This is a genomic window from Fortiea sp. LEGE XX443, assembly GCF_015206815.1.
Classification (GTDB): Bacteria; Cyanobacteriota; Cyanobacteriia; order Cyanobacteriales; family Nostocaceae; genus Nostoc_B.
In genome coordinates this window covers 1-16,714 of sequence record NZ_JADEXZ010000039.1, presented here as the reverse complement: position 1 = coordinate 16,714, position 16,714 = coordinate 1, and the positions used below count along the sequence as shown (strand labels likewise).

General features: G+C 42.3%; 15 protein-coding genes and 2 pseudogenes. 9 read left to right on the top strand and 8 right to left on the bottom strand.

Going from position 1 to position 16,714, the window contains the following annotated elements; genetic code table 11:
* Positions 1-312 precede the first annotated feature (312 nt).
* On the top strand, positions 313-1,734 hold the full coding sequence (locus tag IQ259_RS15470; RefSeq protein ID WP_193886275.1) for an NADP-dependent isocitrate dehydrogenase: 1,422 nt from the start codon (positions 313-315) through the stop codon (positions 1,732-1,734).
* A gap of 58 nt (positions 1,735-1,792) precedes the next feature.
* Here the strand turns inward: IQ259_RS15470 and IQ259_RS15465 are convergent, their stop codons facing one another.
* The gene (locus IQ259_RS15465; protein ID WP_193886273.1) at positions 1,793-2,305 is read right to left on the bottom strand and encodes a DUF29 family protein; all 513 of its coding nucleotides are present in this window, start codon (positions 2,303-2,305) and stop codon (positions 1,793-1,795) included.
* Between the two features lie 149 nt (positions 2,306-2,454).
* On the opposite strand from IQ259_RS15465, the gene IQ259_RS15460 reads away from it, so the two are divergent.
* Positions 2,455-2,604, top strand: coding sequence for a hypothetical protein (locus tag IQ259_RS15460; RefSeq protein ID WP_193886271.1), 150 nt, complete (start codon positions 2,455-2,457; stop codon positions 2,602-2,604).
* A gap of 124 nt (positions 2,605-2,728) precedes the next feature.
* Positions 2,729-3,466: a superoxide dismutase gene (locus IQ259_RS15455; RefSeq protein WP_228014563.1), complete on the top strand. Its 738-nt coding sequence runs from the start codon at positions 2,729-2,731 to the stop codon at positions 3,464-3,466.
* Positions 3,467-3,491: 25 nt separating this feature from the next.
* On the opposite strand, the gene IQ259_RS15450 is transcribed toward IQ259_RS15455, so the two are convergent.
* A complete protein-coding gene (locus IQ259_RS15450) occupies positions 3,492-4,268 on the bottom strand; it encodes a transposase (protein WP_228014562.1) in 777 nt (258 codons plus the stop codon).
* Positions 4,269-4,317: 49 nt separating this feature from the next.
* On the opposite strand from IQ259_RS15450, the gene IQ259_RS15445 reads away from it, so the two are divergent.
* Positions 4,318-4,467 (top strand): hypothetical protein, encoded by a 150-nt coding sequence (locus IQ259_RS15445; RefSeq protein ID WP_339383905.1) that lies wholly within the window; start codon positions 4,318-4,320, stop codon positions 4,465-4,467.
* 119 nt (positions 4,468-4,586) lie between these two features.
* A pseudogene (locus IQ259_RS27770) lies at positions 4,587-4,706 on the top strand (IS4 family transposase); the annotation flags it as partial.
* 158 nt (positions 4,707-4,864) lie between these two features.
* On the opposite strand, the gene rsgA reads toward IQ259_RS27770, so the two are convergent.
* From rsgA to grpE, 5 genes are all read right to left on the bottom strand, one after another.
* Entirely contained in the window at positions 4,865-5,926 is a 1,062-nt protein-coding gene (rsgA, locus tag IQ259_RS15440; RefSeq protein ID WP_228014561.1) for a small ribosomal subunit biogenesis GTPase RsgA, read from the bottom strand.
* On the bottom strand, positions 5,923-6,180 hold the full coding sequence (locus IQ259_RS15435; RefSeq protein ID WP_193886269.1) for a sulfurtransferase TusA family protein: 258 nt from the start codon (positions 6,178-6,180) through the stop codon (positions 5,923-5,925). The genes rsgA and IQ259_RS15435 overlap by 4 nt, the downstream gene beginning before the upstream one ends.
* Positions 6,180-7,310, bottom strand: coding sequence for a molecular chaperone DnaJ (gene dnaJ, locus IQ259_RS15430; protein WP_193886267.1), 1,131 nt, complete (start codon positions 7,308-7,310; stop codon positions 6,180-6,182). The genes IQ259_RS15435 and dnaJ overlap by 1 nt, the downstream gene beginning before the upstream one ends.
* A 464-nt stretch (positions 7,311-7,774) precedes the next feature.
* Complete coding sequence (gene dnaK / locus IQ259_RS15425; RefSeq protein ID WP_193886265.1) at positions 7,775-9,736, bottom strand: molecular chaperone DnaK; 1,962 nt, start codon at positions 9,734-9,736, stop codon at positions 7,775-7,777.
* A 204-nt stretch (positions 9,737-9,940) separates the two neighbouring features.
* The gene (gene grpE / locus IQ259_RS15420) at positions 9,941-10,690 is read right to left on the bottom strand and encodes a nucleotide exchange factor GrpE (protein WP_193886258.1); all 750 of its coding nucleotides are present in this window, start codon (positions 10,688-10,690) and stop codon (positions 9,941-9,943) included.
* 296 nt (positions 10,691-10,986) lie between these two features.
* Between grpE and IQ259_RS15415 the strand changes: the two genes are divergently transcribed.
* From IQ259_RS15415 to IQ259_RS15400, 4 genes are all read left to right on the top strand, one after another.
* A complete protein-coding gene (locus IQ259_RS15415) occupies positions 10,987-12,999 on the top strand; it encodes a GspE/PulE family protein (protein ID WP_193886256.1) in 2,013 nt (670 codons plus the stop codon).
* Between the two features lie 35 nt (positions 13,000-13,034).
* Positions 13,035-14,156, top strand: coding sequence for a type IV pilus twitching motility protein PilT (locus tag IQ259_RS15410; protein WP_193886254.1), 1,122 nt, complete (start codon positions 13,035-13,037; stop codon positions 14,154-14,156).
* Positions 14,157-14,439: 283 nt separating this feature from the next.
* Positions 14,440-15,663 (top strand): type II secretion system F family protein, encoded by a 1,224-nt coding sequence (locus IQ259_RS15405; RefSeq protein ID WP_193886252.1) that lies wholly within the window; start codon positions 14,440-14,442, stop codon positions 15,661-15,663.
* A gap of 66 nt (positions 15,664-15,729) precedes the next feature.
* Positions 15,730-16,302: a hypothetical protein gene (locus IQ259_RS15400; RefSeq protein WP_193886251.1), complete on the top strand. Its 573-nt coding sequence runs from the start codon at positions 15,730-15,732 to the stop codon at positions 16,300-16,302.
* Positions 16,303-16,616: 314 nt separating this feature from the next.
* Here the strand turns inward: IQ259_RS15400 and IQ259_RS15395 are convergent.
* A pseudogene (locus IQ259_RS15395) lies at positions 16,617-16,714 on the bottom strand (IS1 family transposase); the annotation flags it as partial.

Here is a 16,714-nt window from a genome sequence, read left to right as displayed (position 1 = left end):
CATTATTCATGTTAGCGGTCAGTGAACAAGCGATCGCTATCAAGGGTTCTTGATGACGAAGCATTGATAGCGAAATGTAGTTTACTATTTTTGATCGTACAAAATTGCGACAGTTTCACTGAAATCCCTAAATGCTGTACAAGGGGAATAGGGGGAAAATCTGCAAATCAAGAGGCTAAGGACTAGAAAGAATGAAGGATGAAGCATAAAGGCTGTTACCCTTGGCGTTCCCGCAGGGTAGGCTGAAATTTATATTTGATACTTCATACTTCATACTTCATACTTTTTATATTTTTCTGGAGTGTTTGAACTATGTACAACAAGATTACCCCCCCTACAACCGGAGCAAAAATCACCTTCAAGAAGGGTGAACCGATTGTGCCTGACAATCCAATTATCCCCTTTATTCGGGGCGACGGAACGGGTATTGATATTTGGCCTGCTACCCAAAAAGTCTTGGATGCAGCAGTGGCTAAGGCATATCAGGGTAAACGCCAGATTAGTTGGTTTAAGGTTTATGCTGGAGATGAAGCTTGTGATTTATACGGTATTTATCAGTATTTACCCGAAGATACGCTGACAGCGATTAGAGAATATGGTGTGGCAATTAAAGGGCCTTTGACTACTCCTGTTGGCGGTGGAATTCGTTCTTTGAATGTGGCATTACGTCAAATTTTTGACTTATATGCTTGCGTACGTCCTTGCCGTTATTATGCGGGTACACCTTCACCACACAAAAATCCAGAGAAGTTGGATGTAATTGTTTATCGGGAAAATACTGAAGATATTTATTTGGGAATTGAGTGGAAACAAGGAAGTGAAATAGGCGATCGCTTAATCTCCATTCTCAACAAAGAACTTATCCCCGCCACCCCAGAACACGGCAGGAAGCAAATTCCCCTCGATTCTGGTATTGGCATCAAACCCATCAGCAAAACCGGTTCTCAACGCCTAGTACGCCGCGCCATCAAACACGCCTTAACATTACCCAAACACAAGCAACAGGTAACTCTGGTGCATAAGGGTAACATCATGAAATATACCGAAGGCGCTTTCCGTGATTGGGGTTACGAACTAGCAACCACCGAGTTTCGTCAAGAGACAGTCACAGAACGGGAATCTTGGATTTTAAGCAACAAGGAAAAAAATCCTGATATTTCTCTAGAAGAAAACGCCCGGTTAATTGATCCGGGTTTCGATGCCCTCACCCAAGAGAAAAAAGCCCAAATTGTCAAGGAAGTTGAAACCGTTCTTAACTCAATTTGGAACACCCACGGTAACGGTTTGTGGAAAGATAAAATCATGGTCAATGACCGGATTGCTGACAGTATTTTTCAACAAATCCAAACTCGACCGGATGAGTATTCGATTCTGGCGACAATGAACTTGAACGGCGATTACTTATCTGATGCAGCAGCTGCGATTGTCGGCGGTTTGGGAATGGGGCCAGGGGCAAATATCGGCGATGCTTGCGCCGTTTTTGAAGCAACCCACGGTACAGCACCTAAACACGCTGGTTTAGACAAAATTAACCCTGGTTCGGTGATTTTATCTGGTGTGATGATGTTGGAATATCTCGGTTGGCAAGAAGCAGCCGACTTAGTGAAGAAAGGTTTAAGCGATGCGATCGCCAACAGTCAAGTCACTTATGATTTAGCACGGTTACTCGAACCACCTGTAGAACCGCTCAAATGTTCTGAATTTGCCGATGCAATTATTCAACATTTTGGTTAATTTCAGTTAACTATTAGGGCGGGATTTTCCCCGTCCTATCAGTATTTATCATTTAAAATTAAAATTGCCAATCTTCACCACCAGGCAATTGAGTTAACGTTTCTACAACCATCCTGGATAATTCTTTAGGTGAATAAGTATAAATTAAGAGCAACAATTTTACAGCATTCTGCATTAGTTCTTTTCTATTGATTACATCAGCTAGTTGAAATTGACTATATGCACCGTTCATGACTTCCAAACTAGCATCAGCTATGGCATCTTCGATTACTTCCTCTTCTATTAATTTTTCCCATTCATCTTGATTAACATAATAAAATGTTTTATTTTCTTTAATATTCAGCTTCTGAATTTCTCTAACTGAATTACGGATTGACGCAGCCCAAGAATTTGTCAGTCGCTGCTCTATTTGATTTTTGATAAGATGAATCAATAAAATCTTTAAATAAGATTGAATATTCCTCAAAATTGCTTGTTTACTCATTCCCTCCAACTCATCAACAATTGCCAAAGCATCCTCGTAACGCCCTTGTAAAATACTATTTCTGAGGTCGATTAATTCCTGCGTCATTTTCATTAACCTCAATGCTCACTCATATTGATAATAACCTATGTACTGAAGGGTACATTTAATAAAAATTATATTATTGTATCAACATCAAAACATTTAGAATCAAATAATTTATCATTACAATATACTTTTCATGAGTATAGATAGTTATGGTTGCTACTCCCGTTAAACAAAATGTATCTACAGATTATTCCCTAGAAGATTGGCTGCAAAGCCCTCCAGAAGGTACAGCATGGGTAAATGGGGAGTATATTAGACATCTCCAAAAATTAATTTTGCGTTGCCCGAAATCCTTGTAGAGACTTAGCAGTGCCACGTCTCCACTTATTGGGATATTTCTATTAGCCAATTAATTTTTTGTAGCCTAAATCTAAGACAATAAAAACTGACAACAAATTGCGTAGATTTGCTGCAAAAACTCTTATGACTCTTAACCGCAGACATTTCTTGTTTTTACTGAGTGCAGGTACAGGTGCTTTTGCATTAGACTCCTTTGCATTAGCAGATAAATCACCCATTAGCAAACAACCAAGCACCATAAGGGCAATTGAACTACCACCTTTACCCTACCCCTACGAAGCGCTAGAGCCACATATTGATGCTAGAACAATGCAGTTTCATCACGATAAGCATCATGCGGCTTATGTGAAAAATTTGAATGCGGCGCTAGACAAACACCCAGAACTCAAAAACAAAACCGTTGAAGAACTATTACGCAGACTTGACAAAGTACCAGCAGATATTCGCAAGACAGTCCGCAATAATGGTGGTGGCCATGTCAACCACTCCATGTTCTGGAAAATTATGAAGCCGCAGGGAGGGGGAGAACCCACCGGAGAAATAGGCTCCGCCATTAATCAAAATTTTGGTAGTTTTGCAGCTTTTAAAAAGCAATTTAACGAATCTGGTGCAGCACGTTTTGGCAGTGGTTGGGTTTGGCTTGTCCGCAACAAAAATGGCAAGCTAGAAGTGACAAGTACCGCGAATCAGGATAGTCCTTTAAGTGAAGGTAAATATCCCATTTTCGGCAATGATGTCTGGGAACATGCCTATTATCTCAATTATCAAAACCGTCGGGCTGATTATTTAGAAGCATGGTGGAATGTTATTAACTGGGATGAGATTAACAGGCGATTTGCGGAAGCAAGTAAATTTGCTTAAATAAAGGTAGTGACGTTCTCTCCCGTTAACCATGCGGTATAACGGGAGCTACTAATATAGAACTAGATAGTAAAGAACCATCAAATTCTAAAAAAGCTTCGCGCTTCACAGGCTGGGCTGCCCCGAAGCCTCCACGCGCAGACAAGATGAGTCCCACCTCGTTAATTGCCCGATTTAAAATATTGATTGCGGCATTCTCATCTCTATCCATCAATAATCCACATTTCGGACAATGATGCAAACGAACAGAGAGAGTTTTCGGGACTTTATGACCGCAAGCGGAACAATTCTGACTCGTAGAATGGGGGTTAACTTTAACTACTCGGACACCGCGTTTGACCGCCACTGCCTCCAAGATATTGATAAATGCTCCCCATGCGGCATCCAGAATGGATTTACTCAATTTTGTTCTAGCAAGACCTTTAATATTTAGGTCTTCTACGGCAATTAAGTCAAAATTTTTGACTAATTTGTGTGCTGTTTTGTAGTGAAAATCTTGCCTCTGACGCTCAATTTTTTGATGAATCCGGGCGATGTGGTTTTTCTTTTTAGCTTGTCGCCGGGAACCTTTGTCTTGAAAAGTTTTGTGGACGGAAGCCGTCCCCACAAACTTTTCGCTTTGTTGACGAGCTAGTTGACGTTGTTGACGAGCTAGGTGATATTGAGTGCGACGATAAATCTGTGGAATAGCCACTGTATCACCATCTGATGTTGTCAAGAATTCTTTCAATCCAACATCAATCCCTACAGCAGATTTAACCTCATCAAGTGGTAATAGTTGCGGCACGGAATCATCTTGCATAGAAATGTAACAGTACCATCCATCAGCTTTGCACGCAATCGTACAAGTTTTGAGTACAAAGCCCTCTGGTAAAGATCATGGCATTATGATGCGGTTGCGTGCATGGCGACCTAATTGTGAAGTTCTTTTTCCCTTCGATTTAAGGCAAATTATTGCTGCTGATGTTGCCAGAGAATTTCAGCTTTATCATCAAAGTTGATTCTTTTAAGTGGTTAAGCAAAATTAAATATATATTGCGATTGCTTCGTTCCTCGCAATGACAAGGGTTTGAAGTTTTCAAAATGTATAAATATTTTTGCACTACTACTTATGAATAAATTACGAACAGTGCTAAAAAATCTGGTAGATGGGTTGAGTGAAGTGTGGATAAAAGTTGGGGAGTATTGGAAAGTCCCCAGCAAGTTATCAATTACAGAAGCGAGACAACCTATATCCGCATTTCTCACAAACAGTAGGGGCGGGTTCACAGATATGCTCAAATCATTCACGAATATTTCGCTCAACCCGCCCCTACGGACTCTGGACTGAGGTTGCAATAATTGGTGAGAAATCCGGGTTATAGGATGTAGGGTGATGAGCCACCTTGCCATAGGAAGTTATTCTTCACTATCTTGATATAAATCCTGCAATGCTTGTAGTTGAGTTTTACGAGAAACCCGACGATATTTTTTACTTTCTAGTTTGGGTTCGTATTGATTCTGCCCTTTACCTTTATTTTTGACCTTTAAAGTCGATTCGGGATCGGCTTGTTGGTTCAGGTGAGTTTGTCTAGCGATCGCTTCATCTAAAAATTCTACATAATGTTCATAGCGTTCCCAATCTCCCCGCACCACACAATCAGGTTCGTCTCGATGCACACAATCACTAAAGCGACACTTAGCAACCGCTAGTTTTTTTCTCGCTTCTGGAAAATAATGTACTAATTCTTCTGGTTGGTTATCTAAGTCAGGTTGATTAAAGCCGGGAGTATCAGCCAGCAAACCGCCATCAGGTAATTCAAATAATTCTACGTGGCGAGTTGTATGACGACCACGCGCCAGTTTACCAGAAATTTCCCCGACTCGCAGGTTAACGTTGGGTATAAGGGCGTTAATTAAGCTAGATTTTCCTACCCCAGAAGGCCCAGCAATTACAGTAATTTTATGGCTGAGATGGTTTACTACTTGGTCAATATTAAGATTATTTTGCACACTGATAAATAAAGGTTGATAACCCCAACTCAAGAGGCGATCGCTAATTTCTTGCTGTTCCTGTGGTGATATTAAATCGCTTTTATTCAAGCACAGCACCACATCCCAGCCAGTAGACTCAGCTTTTACCAAAAACCGACTCAATTGGTAAGGTTCTAAAGGTGGATCAGCAACAGCAAATACCAGCATAATTTGATTGAGATTAGCGATCGCTGGCCGATCCAATTGTCCAGTGCGGGGTAAAACTTCAGAAATTGCGCCTCTTCCACCAGCCCAATCTGGTTCTTCAACTACCACGCGATCGCCTACCATTACCTGTTGTCCAATTTTTTTTAATCGCGTTCTGCGGGTACACAGGAGAATAGCAGGATCGGGATGAAATTCTTGATCTAGCTGTACGCGATAAAAATTGGCTTGTACAGCCACAACTGTACCGAGTAACTGTCCAGTATTTACAACAGTTATCATTGGTTAGCGGCCGGACGGCGAACTAACAAAGAAAAATAACCAGTACAGTCTGTAATTTGTTCTACCTGATAGCCCGCCATAGTCAAACTATCAGGTACTTGCTCGATTGGTTCTCCGGGATCAAGCCATACTTCCAGTAAACCGCCTAGGGGCATTTTTTCCAGGCGGAGTTTTGTCCGCACGAAATTAATCGGGCAAGGAGTACCGCGCAAATCAAGTTGAGCATCAGGAGTAGATACGGAAGATAAACTCATTACTTAAACAAATTTCCCAAGAATCCTTCCAGACCGCCTTTACCAGTACGATCTCCCTTAATTTTAGCCAGCTTCTCTAGCAATTCTCTCTCCTCTGGAGTCACCTTGGTAGGGATATCAATTAATATCGTTAGTAGATGATCCCCCCGACTCACAGGATTACCCAAGCGAGGTACGCCACGATTTTCTAGCTTCATCACTGTATTGGGCTGAGTTCCCGCCGGAATGATCAATTCTACTGGCCCATCTACTGTATTAACTTCTAAGCGACAGCCTAAAATTGCTTGTAAATAGCTAACTTGAATTTCGGAAAGAACATTAATCCCATCCCGTTGAAATTCTTCATCCTCGTTTACAAACAGGTAAACGTACAAATCTCCAGGCGGGCCACCACGTTGACCTGCATCGCCTTCTTGGGATATCCGTAAGCGGGTACCGTTATCTACCCCAGCCGGAATGGTAATTTTGAGTTTCTTGGTGATTTGATTTGTACCCTTACCATCGCAAGAATCACATTTATCTTCAATTACCGATCCCGTACCGTTACAAGTAGGACAGGTAGAAACTTGCGTAAAACTACCAAAAGGCGTGCGTGTCACTCGGCGGACTTGACCGGAACCGCTACAAGTTGAACAGGTACGCGGGCGAGTTCCTGGTTTGGCACCTGAACCATTACAGGTTTCACAAGTTTCTAGGTGGGAAATGCGAATTTCTTTTTCACCACCAAATACCGCTTCTCGAAAATCTAACTTCAGGTCTAGCCGTAAATCATCACCTCGTACTGGGCCACTGCGCCGTCTTTGGGCTGTTTGTGCGCCCATACCGCCACCAGCAAAGCCGCTGAAAATGCTTTCAAAGATATCGGCAAAACCACCCATGTCGCCTACGTCTTGGAAACCAACACCAGCACCTGAAACACCTTCTGGTCCAAAGCGATCGTAACGCGCACGGGTTTCTGGTTCTGACAGTATCTCATAAGCGCGGTTAATTTCTTTAAACCGTTCTTCCGCCCCCGGTTCTTTATTCACATCTGGGTGATATTTCCGGGCTAAACGGCGATAGGCTTGTTTGATTTCTTCTTTGTCGGCGTCACGAGAGACACCCAGAATTTCGTAATAATCGCGGGCCATATAGCAAAGGTAAAAGTTAGAAGGAAGAAAGCAGAAGGCGGACTAGAGGCTAGTCTTTTTACTTGGCACGGGCTAAACATCCCGCTACCGCTAACAGCACTTTTTTAAGATAGAAGGCATAGATTAATTTTTATTAATAATTGATTGTACCTTTTATAAAAATCACCAGCAAATCAAATATTGAGCAACATTTGCTTTTTCCTGGGAAAGGAGAAGTATTAACGAGTGTTAACAGCAGAGTCACCAGATGTCGGAATCCCTTGCTGTCGAGTTGGCTGTCTCTTTTACAATTGTGCTACGTGTCAGGTAAAACCCTGTCTATAAACTAGAGGGGCTACCCGCACCCTTAGGTGTGGAAAACCCCCCATTTGTAATACATCACATCTGTAGTAAGACATTATTTAAGGGTGAATCAGAGGAGATGAAGGCTGAAATTTCATATTTCGTACTTCATCCTTCATTCCTTAGTCTATCGCCTCATAATCAGCTTGTGCGGTCATTTCCTCATCAAAATCAAAATTAAACTGTGGTATAACAGTTCCATTGACAGGATTTTCTAATTCAGATGTCAATACGGACTCGGAAACTTCTTCAACCTCATCAGTATTTTGGCTATTAGCGCGGTTGTACACATCAGATCCGATCGCAAACAAAGTTTGCTGGAAATCATCCAAGCAATTTTGAAATTCTTGCAGAGAAATACCGGAGTTAGTCATTACAGCTTGAAGTTGGACAAATTTTTCATTGGCTAAAGTTTTCATCTGGTCGCCAATAAAGTTGGCATTGTCCTTCAAGGTTGATTCGTAACTGATTAACAGATTATCAGCTTGGTTTTTGAGATCAACAAATTCCTTGCGTTTTTTGTCTTCTTCCGCAAACACTTCGGCTTCTTGTCGCATCCGTTCGACTTCGTTAGAACTTAAACCACCCGTATTAGTAATCCGAATGCTCTGCTCTCTACCTGTGCCTTTATCTTGGGCGGAAACCTTGAGGATACCGTTAACATCGATTTCAAAAGATACTTCAATTTGCGGTACACCACGAGGCGCAGGGGGAATTCCTGCCAACAAAAACTTACCCAGACTTTTATTATCCCGCGCCATTGCCCGTTCCCCTTGGAGAACATGAATTTCTACCGAAGTTTGCCCATCAATCGCAGTGGAAAAAACTTGGGACTTGCTTGTCGGAATTGTGGTATTGCGCTCGATAATTTTAGTAAATACTTCCCCTAGGGTTTCAATACCCAAAGATAAGGGAGTAACATCTAATAGCAAGAGATTATCAACTTCGCCGCCGAGAACTCCAGCTTGAATTGCGGCTCCCAGCGCTACAGCTTCATCAGGATTAATAGAGCGATCGGGCGCTTTGCCATTAAAAAATTTGATCAGGGCGTTTTGAACTGCGGGAATACGCGTAGAACCGCCAACTAAAATAATCCGGTCTATGTTTTGTGGTTTGAGGTCAGCATCTTTGAGGGATTGAATCATCGGTTCGATGGTAGCCTCAATCAAATGGGTTGCCAGTTCCTCAAATTTAGAGCGGCTTAGTTCCATCTCTAGATGCTTCGGGCCAGATTCGTTAGCCGTGATAAAAGGCAAGTTGATCGAGGTACTTGCCATACTGGAGAGTTCAATTTTGGCCTTTTCTGCTGCTTCTCGCAAACGTTGCAAAGCCATCTTGTCTTGGGCAAGGTTAATTTTTTCTTGTTCCTGGAAGCGTTCAATCATCCAGCGGACAATACAGTTATCGAAGTCATCACCACCAAGTTGATTGTTCCCACTGGTTGCTTTGACTTCAAATACTCCATCTCCTAGTTGTAGAATGGAGACATCGAAAGTACCACCGCCCAAGTCAAAGACTAAAATTAGCTGTTCTTGATCTTGCTTATCCAATCCAAAGGCTAAAGCAGCTGCCGTTGGTTCGTTGATGATTCGGAGAACTTCTAGACCGGCGATTGTCCCAGCATCTTTAGTTGCTTGCCTTTGGGCATCGGTGAAATATGCTGGTACGGTAATTACTGCTTGTGTTACAGATTCACCTAAGAAATTTTCTGCGTCCTGCTTTAATTTTTGCAGAATCATGGCAGAGATTTCTTGAGGGGTGTAATTTTTGCCGCGAATATGAACATCAACAGTTTCATCTCGACCTTTGACACAATTGTAAGGAACGCGATCGCGTTCTTCTTGTGTATCTTCCCAACGTCGACCAATGAATCGCTTGATACTGTAGATTGTATTTTCGGCGTTAGTTACGGCTTGGCGTTTTGCCAGCTGACCGACTAAGCGATCGCCACCCTTGCCAAATCCTACAATACTAGGAGTGGTTCGTCCGCCTTCAGAATTAGAGATGACAAGGGGTTGACCACCTTCTAAGACTGCGACGCAACTGTTAGTCGTGCCTAAGTCGATCCCAATAACTTTTCCCATACTTACAGTATTTGTACTGAATGCTTTTGCCGTGGTGTTGTACGGGATATTTACTGGCAATCAATCAAGCGTAAGGGTGCAAGTGAAAACCCAGACACCCTTACATCCTTCCTTCTAGAACATCAAAATCAAAAGTTAAAAGCATGATTGGTTTTGACTTTTTACTTTTAACTTTTTACTTGAAGTAAGGCGAGCAAATACAGCTTAACTGTTGGCTGAACTCGACTGATCTTCTTGTGCAGGCGGTGTATCCTCCTTAGGAGCAGCCACCTTAACCATTGCATGACGCAGCACGCGATCGCCTATATAATATCCGCGTACTAACTCTTCTAACACTGTTCCTTCCGGATGTTCATCCGTAGGTTCCCGCATTACTGCTTCGTGGAGGTTGGGATCAAACTGTTCGTTTTCAGGACGCATAGGTGATACTCCCAGGCGTTTTAAAGAATCCACTAATTGTTTATAAACTCCTTGATAACTTTTGTGAATTGTCATCTCGCCTTCAGTTTGTGGCTTGAGGTGCGCTCGCGCCCGCTCAAAATTATCGACCACTGGCAATAATTCTAGAATTGTGTTCCGCTTCACCTGTACGTCTAGCTCTTCTTTTTCTTTGCTAGTACGCTTGCGGTGATTTTCAAAATCTGCGGCTATCCGCATGTACTGAGTACTACGTTCTTCTACCTGGGCTTTGAGAGACTCAATTTGTTGAGTCAGTTCTGTCAAAGCAGCTGTGTCTGTTTCCGTCTTATCCGTTACAGCGAAGCCATCTTCTTGATTGAGCGCAGCCGTATCTCCTGATACATTGCTTGTGGCTGCCACTTTCTCAGTAACTTCGCTGCCAGATTCGTGGGAGTTCATTTGGGCTGGGGAGTCGCTCATCATTTCTTGCTTTACCTCTGTTGGTTCACCCAATTGCTGGCTTGTATTGTTTACCTGTTTATTTTCGTCCATCATTGTCTATTCCAGATACTCTTGAGGACAATAAATCACCACAGGGGTAGATTTTATGGACAATATTGTTCTGGAAGTAATATCACCGTCATTTTATTGTGGCAAATGGTGAATATCTTAGCGTATACCCTCTAAGGACGGGAATCCGAACGCTCAAAGCTAAAGTATGAAGTATTAATTTCAGACTTCATATTTTACACTTCATAATTCAATTGGAATTTTATTAAGTTTAAATGAAAATTCTGTGCCACAGGTTGGGAATACTTTAAGCAGAGGTTTTCCCCAATAATTGCTCACCTATGACTCAATCGTCCCCGCAAAGGCGTAGTACCGCGCTCACGACCCGAACAGAATTTTCGCCATTCGGCAGTAAGCTAGTGCAATCTGGCTATGTTAATAGCGAACAGATGAGACAGGCTCTGATTGAAAGTCGCAAATCTGGCAGGCCCCTGACGGAAGTGCTGGAGTCGATCACTGGGCGACAACTATCACCTGAATTTCTCAGACAGTATAAAAAACAACAATTATTTGAACTTAAAATACTATACGGGGTTGAATTCCTTGATCCGGAAGTCAACAACATTGGCAGTACGAATGTCGGGAGCTTAATTGAAACCCTCATCCCAGTAGATATTTGTCGTCGCCATCGCTTAGTACCCCTATCCAAAAGCGAAGACCAAAACCCACCCAGTGTTTTGGTGGCGATGGTCGATCCAGATAACTTAGAAGCATCTGATGACCTAAATCGCATCTTGCGCCCACAAGGTTTGGCGTTACAGCGCATGGTGATTACCCAAGAAGACTATCAGCAACTCATCAACCAGTTTTTAGATGAGATGGCTGTCAAGCAAAAGCATCTGGAGCAAGAAAAGTTTACAGATATCAATCAAGATTTAGAAAATCTTGGCAATCTTGATTTAGAAGATGCCCCTGAGGATATGGAGGCTGACTTGGGGGCAGCTATGAAAGGTGCAGAGGATGCCCCAGTCATCAGCCTTGTGAATAGAATTCTTGCCAAAGCTTTGCATGAGAAAGTTTCTGATATTCACATCGAACCGCAAGAAGAAAACTTACGCATCCGTTTTCGTAAGGATGGTGTACTGAATGAAGCTTTTCCCGAACTGCCGAAAAAAATCATTCCTGCTGTCACAGCCCGATTTAAAATTATCGCCAACCTAGATATTGCCGAACGGCGTTTACCTCAAGACGGTCGCATTCGCCGGATGTTTGAAGGAAGGAAGGTGGATTTCCGCGTTAATACTTTGCCCAGTCGTTACGGGGAAAAGGTCGTACTGCGGATTTTGGATAACTCTTCTACTCAACTTGGATTGAATAAGTTAATCACTGATCCAGAAACATTGGAAATTGTCCAGGAGATGGTCAGTCGCCCCTTTGGGTTGATTTTGGTAACTGGGCCAACGGGTTCTGGTAAAACTACTTCGCTGTATTCAGCATTAGCAGAAAAAAACTCGCCCGGAATTAATATCAGTACTGTCGAAGATCCGATTGAATATAGTTTGCCAGGGATTACCCAAGTACAGGTAATTCGGGAAAAAGGACTGGATTTTGCCACAGCGTTGCGGGCTTTCTTGCGGCAAGACCCAGATGTGTTGCTAGTGGGTGAAACGCGGGATAAAGAAACCGCAAAAACAGCGATTGAGGCTGCTTTGACAGGTCACTTAGTATTAACTACCTTACACACCAACGATGCTCCTGGTGCGATCGCTCGTTTGGGAGAAATGGGCATTGAGCCATTCATGGTTTCTAGTTCTTTAATTGGTGTGTTGGCACAACGCTTAGTCCGGCGTGTGTGTTCTGACTGTCGCATTCCTTATACTCCCACTCCCGAAGAACTAGCTCGCTATGGTCTATCTGCTTCTGGTGATGTAGAACTCACGTTCTACAAAGCCAATACCTTAACCGCAGAAGCTTTAGCAGAAGCCAAAGCCAAAAATCATGTTTGCCCAACTTGTAGTGGTGGTGGTTATCGGGGACGATGTGGTGTTTATGAAGTCATGCGCGTCACCGAAAATTTGCAAACCTTGATCAACCAAGAAGCACCCACAGAACGTATTAAAGAAGTTGCTGTAGAAGAAGGCATGAAAACCTTGTTGGCCTACAGCTTAGATTTAGTGCGTCAAGGAACCACCACTTTAGAAGAAGTTGATCGGGTGACATTTACAGATACAGGTTTAGAAGCAGAGTTGAAAGCTAAACGTAAGAGCGGCCTTACCTGTCGGACTTGCAGTGCCGAACTTCAGCCGGAATGGTTGGATTGTCCCTACTGTATGACACCAAGATTTCAAGATTAGTCAATAGTCCAAAAATCACAAAAGGAAGCAGAACTATGGAAATGATGATTGAAGACTTGATGGAACAAATGATTGAAATGGGTGGCTCGGATCTACACTTATCCGCAGGTTTGCCTCCCTATTTCCGCATTAGTGGGAAACTAACTCCCATCGGCGACCAACCATTGACAGCAGATCAATGCCAAAGATTAATCTTTAGTATGCTCAATAATACCCAGCGTAAGACTTTAGAACAAACCTGGGAGTTAGATTGTTCTTATGGTGTCAAGGGTTTAGCTCGATTTCGGGTGAATGTTTACAAAGAGCGTGGAGCCTACGCTGCTTGTTTACGGGCATTGAGTTCTAAGATTCCTAACTTTGAAAAATTAGGATTGCCAGATGTGGTGCGAGAAATGGCAGATAAGCCTAGAGGGTTAATCCTGGTGACAGGCCCTACAGGTTCTGGTAAAACCACTACTCTAGCGGCAATTATTGACTTGATTAACCGCACCAAGGCAGAGCATATTTTGACTGTGGAAGACCCAATTGAATTTGTCTACGAACCAATTAAAAGCTTGGTTCACCAACGACAACTGGGTGAAGATACCAAGAGCTTTGCTAATGCCTTGAAAGCAGCCCTCCGGGAAGATCCAGATATCATCTTAGTAGGAGAAATGCGGGATTTAGAAACTATTTCTTTGGCAATTTCGGCAGCGGAAACCGGACACTTGGTTTTTGGAACACTGCATACTAGTTCCGCAGCCCAAACAGTTGACCGGATTATCGACGTTTTCCCTCATGAAAGACAAACTCAAGTACGAGTGCAGTTGTCTAACTCCCTAGTAGCAGTATTTAGCCAGACCTTAGTACCGAAGAAAAATCCCAAACCAGGTGAGTATGGTCGAGTCATGGCTCAAGAAATTCTGATTGTTACTCCTGCTATTTCCAACTTAATTCGAGAAGGTAAAACATCACAAATTTACTCAGCTATTCAGACTGGCGGTAAATTGGGTATGCAAACGCTGGAAAAGGTTTTAGCAGATCATTACAAAGCCGGAAATATTTCTTTTGAAGCGGCAATGTCTAAGACTTCCAAGCCGGATGAAATTCAACGTCTCATTGGTACTGCAACACCAACAGGAGCAAAACCTGGTGCTGGAGTTGCTAAAGCTCACTAAAATTTCACCTCGATTAAGAATGGTCAAAAGAAGCAGGGGAGCAGGGAGCGGGGAGCAGGGGGGAGAGACTGGGACAAAGCTTGTACCCCGCCCCAGCCGAGCGCCCTGGAAGAGCGGGGCTTCTTACCCATGCTCCGCGCAGAGAGGAAGGGCTTGCTCCCCCTGCTCCCTGCCCCCTTCCCCTCTGCCTCTTCGGTAATAGTGATTAGTCAAAACAACTATTGACTATTGATTATTGCCTCTTAAGCAAATTTAAAATTTTGAATTTTTAATTATTTAATCTATGCCAACTTACGTTGCCCGTATTCGGGATTCTCAAGGAAAATCTCGGAAAGAAAAAATTGTTGCTGATTCCTTAGCGCAAGCCCGTACTAATCTCAGAGATAAAGGTTTTGTAGTCCAAGAACTCAAACAATCTCAAGGCTTTTCAGGAAGCTTTGACTTGAAAAAAATTAAGAATTCATTTGTTAAGGTTCCGATTAAGGAAAAAGCAGTTTTTTCCCGACAACTTGCTACCTTGGTGAATGCTGGGGTCGCAATTGTCAGAGGTTTGGGCGTGCTGTCCGATCAATGTACCAATCCTAAAATGAAACAAGCGCTAATTGACATTAGTAATGATGTGCAGAGCGGTGTCAATCTTTCTGATTCAATGCGTAAACATCCTGACTGCTTTGATGGTTTGTATGTGAGTATGATTCAAGCTGGCGAAGTGGGCGGTGTATTAGATGAAGTATTAGCTCGTTTAGCGAAGTTATTAGAGGATGTAGCCCGATTACAAAACCAAATTAAATCAGCATTAGCTTATCCGGTTGTTGTGGGTTTTATCGCTGTTAGTATTTTTGTGGGGATGACAGTTTTTCTTATCCCCATTTTTGCTGGGATTTTTAAAGATTTAGGAACTGAATTACCTGCTCTAACTCAATTTTTGATGATTTGTAGTGAAATTCTGAGAAGTTTTTGGTCTTTAGCAATCGTAGGTTTTCTAATAGGTTTAGGAATTGCCTATAAGCAGTTTTACAAGACAGCAGCTGGTCGTCAAACTATCGATCGCCTTTCTCTAAAAATGCCGTTATTTGGTGATTTGATTCAAAAATCTTCTGTTGCTCGTTTTAGTCGTACCTTTGGTGCGCTGACTCGCTCTGGTGTACCAATTCTGACCTCGTTGGAAATTGTGCGGGATACATCAGGAAATCAAGTTGTTGCTAACGCCATTGATGCAGCACGTTTAGAAATTCAACAAGGGGGCATGATTAGTATTGCTTTGCAAAAAGAGAAAGTTTTTCCTCCTATGGCAATTCAAATGATTAGTATTGGCGAAGAAACTGGAGAATTAGATGCAATGTTAATGAAAATTGCTGATTTCTATGAAGATGAAGTCGAGCAAGCTGTAAAGGCACTAACCAGTATTTTGGAACCGGTGATGATTGTGGTTTTAGGAGGCATGGTTGGTACAATTATCTTGGCGATGTATCTGCCTCTATTCAAGGTATTTGAAAATCTAGGCTAACCAAAATTTGCAGTATGAAGTTTGATATTTCAGACTTCATACTTCACACTTCATACTTAATAAAATATGCCTGTGCAAAAATCTCATTATGAAGCAAGCTTGTCAGAGTATAGCAATCATCAAGCGGCGATCGCTCTACTCAAACAACACAGACCATATCTAGAAATGATTCCTAGTTTGCGTCGCCCAGATGAAAGTGTCATTACTATCCCTCTGCCTATTGTTCGCCTGCGTAATACTGTTTCAGCGGCTCCACAGGCAACTTGTTTACCCTGTGATATGGCAATATTAATGTGCGATCCAGAATGGAAAATTAAAACTGGAGCCGAAATTTTAATATTTATTCATCGTCCCCATGAAGATTTTTCTGATTTATTGGGACGTTGGCGACAAACTCAAGTTTGCTTAGACCAAGACTATGAGTGGTTAATGCCTCCTCGCCATAGTCATGTTTTAAGTGAAGGGGCTAACACTATATATCCGTTGTTTGTGGTTTTTAATGAAACATTAGAACGTATTCAACGCGGCCTTATAGGTGCAGAACTGCCATTTGTAATTCAAGCACCATATTCGCTACTTGAGGAGGAAAGGAATGAAGAGAGGCTAGAGATTAGTACCGCTATTTGGTTTGTTCCTTGATTTTGGTGAATAGCTATAGGAGGTGACAGGGAACAGGTGACAGGTGACAGGGTTAAAAGTCTTTTAGTGCATGAGTTTTATCATTGGCCGATGTCCTCACTGCCTTGGCTACTGCTATAAATATATAACCCCGCTTTCTCTGAGAAAGTGGGGTTCTGCAATCTCAAACTAATTTAATGTGAGTGATTGAGATATTTAGCGATGTTTGCAAACAGAACGAACAAATACACCACCAAGGAGTAAAGTCTATGATTCAGCAACACCCGTTTAGCTACTTTTAATACCGGCGTTGCTGAATGAAGAGATGAATTGATTTATATGGGTACAATTTTATACTTTAAATAATGAAGTAATAATTTAATCGAGTATCTCAGCATTTGTTCTGATTTGGAATAGCATAAAGTTTTGCGGT

Bases quoted from the DNA above. Each gene is read 5' to 3' on its own strand.
- IQ259_RS15460 (WP_193886271.1), top strand. From the start codon at position 2,455: ATGGTTGCTACTCCCGTTAAACAAAATGTATCTACAGATTATTCCCTA.
- grpE (WP_193886258.1), bottom strand. From the start codon at position 10,690: ATGATGGACGAAAATAAACAGGTAAACAATACAAGCCAGCAATTGGGT.
- IQ259_RS15410 (WP_193886254.1), top strand. From the start codon at position 13,035: ATGGAAATGATGATTGAAGACTTGATGGAACAAATGATTGAAATGGGT.
- IQ259_RS15455 (WP_228014563.1), top strand. From the start codon at position 2,729: ATGACTCTTAACCGCAGACATTTCTTGTTTTTACTGAGTGCAGGTACA.
- IQ259_RS15415 (WP_193886256.1), top strand. From the start codon at position 10,987: ATGACTCAATCGTCCCCGCAAAGGCGTAGTACCGCGCTCACGACCCGA.
- IQ259_RS15450 (WP_228014562.1), bottom strand. From the start codon at position 4,268: ATGCAAGATGATTCCGTGCCGCAACTATTACCACTTGATGAGGTTAAA.
- IQ259_RS15465 (WP_193886273.1), bottom strand. From the start codon at position 2,305: ATGACGCAGGAATTAATCGACCTCAGAAATAGTATTTTACAAGGGCGT.
- IQ259_RS15435 (WP_193886269.1), bottom strand. From the start codon at position 6,180: ATGAGTTTATCTTCCGTATCTACTCCTGATGCTCAACTTGATTTGCGC.
- rsgA (WP_228014561.1), bottom strand. From the start codon at position 5,926: ATGATAACTGTTGTAAATACTGGACAGTTACTCGGTACAGTTGTGGCT.
- dnaK (WP_193886265.1), bottom strand. From the start codon at position 9,736: ATGGGAAAAGTTATTGGGATCGACTTAGGCACGACTAACAGTTGCGTC.
- dnaJ (WP_193886267.1), bottom strand. From the start codon at position 7,310: ATGGCCCGCGATTATTACGAAATTCTGGGTGTCTCTCGTGACGCCGAC.
- IQ259_RS15400 (WP_193886251.1), top strand. From the start codon at position 15,730: ATGCCTGTGCAAAAATCTCATTATGAAGCAAGCTTGTCAGAGTATAGC.
- IQ259_RS15405 (WP_193886252.1), top strand. From the start codon at position 14,440: ATGCCAACTTACGTTGCCCGTATTCGGGATTCTCAAGGAAAATCTCGG.
- IQ259_RS15470 (WP_193886275.1), top strand. From the start codon at position 313: ATGTACAACAAGATTACCCCCCCTACAACCGGAGCAAAAATCACCTTC.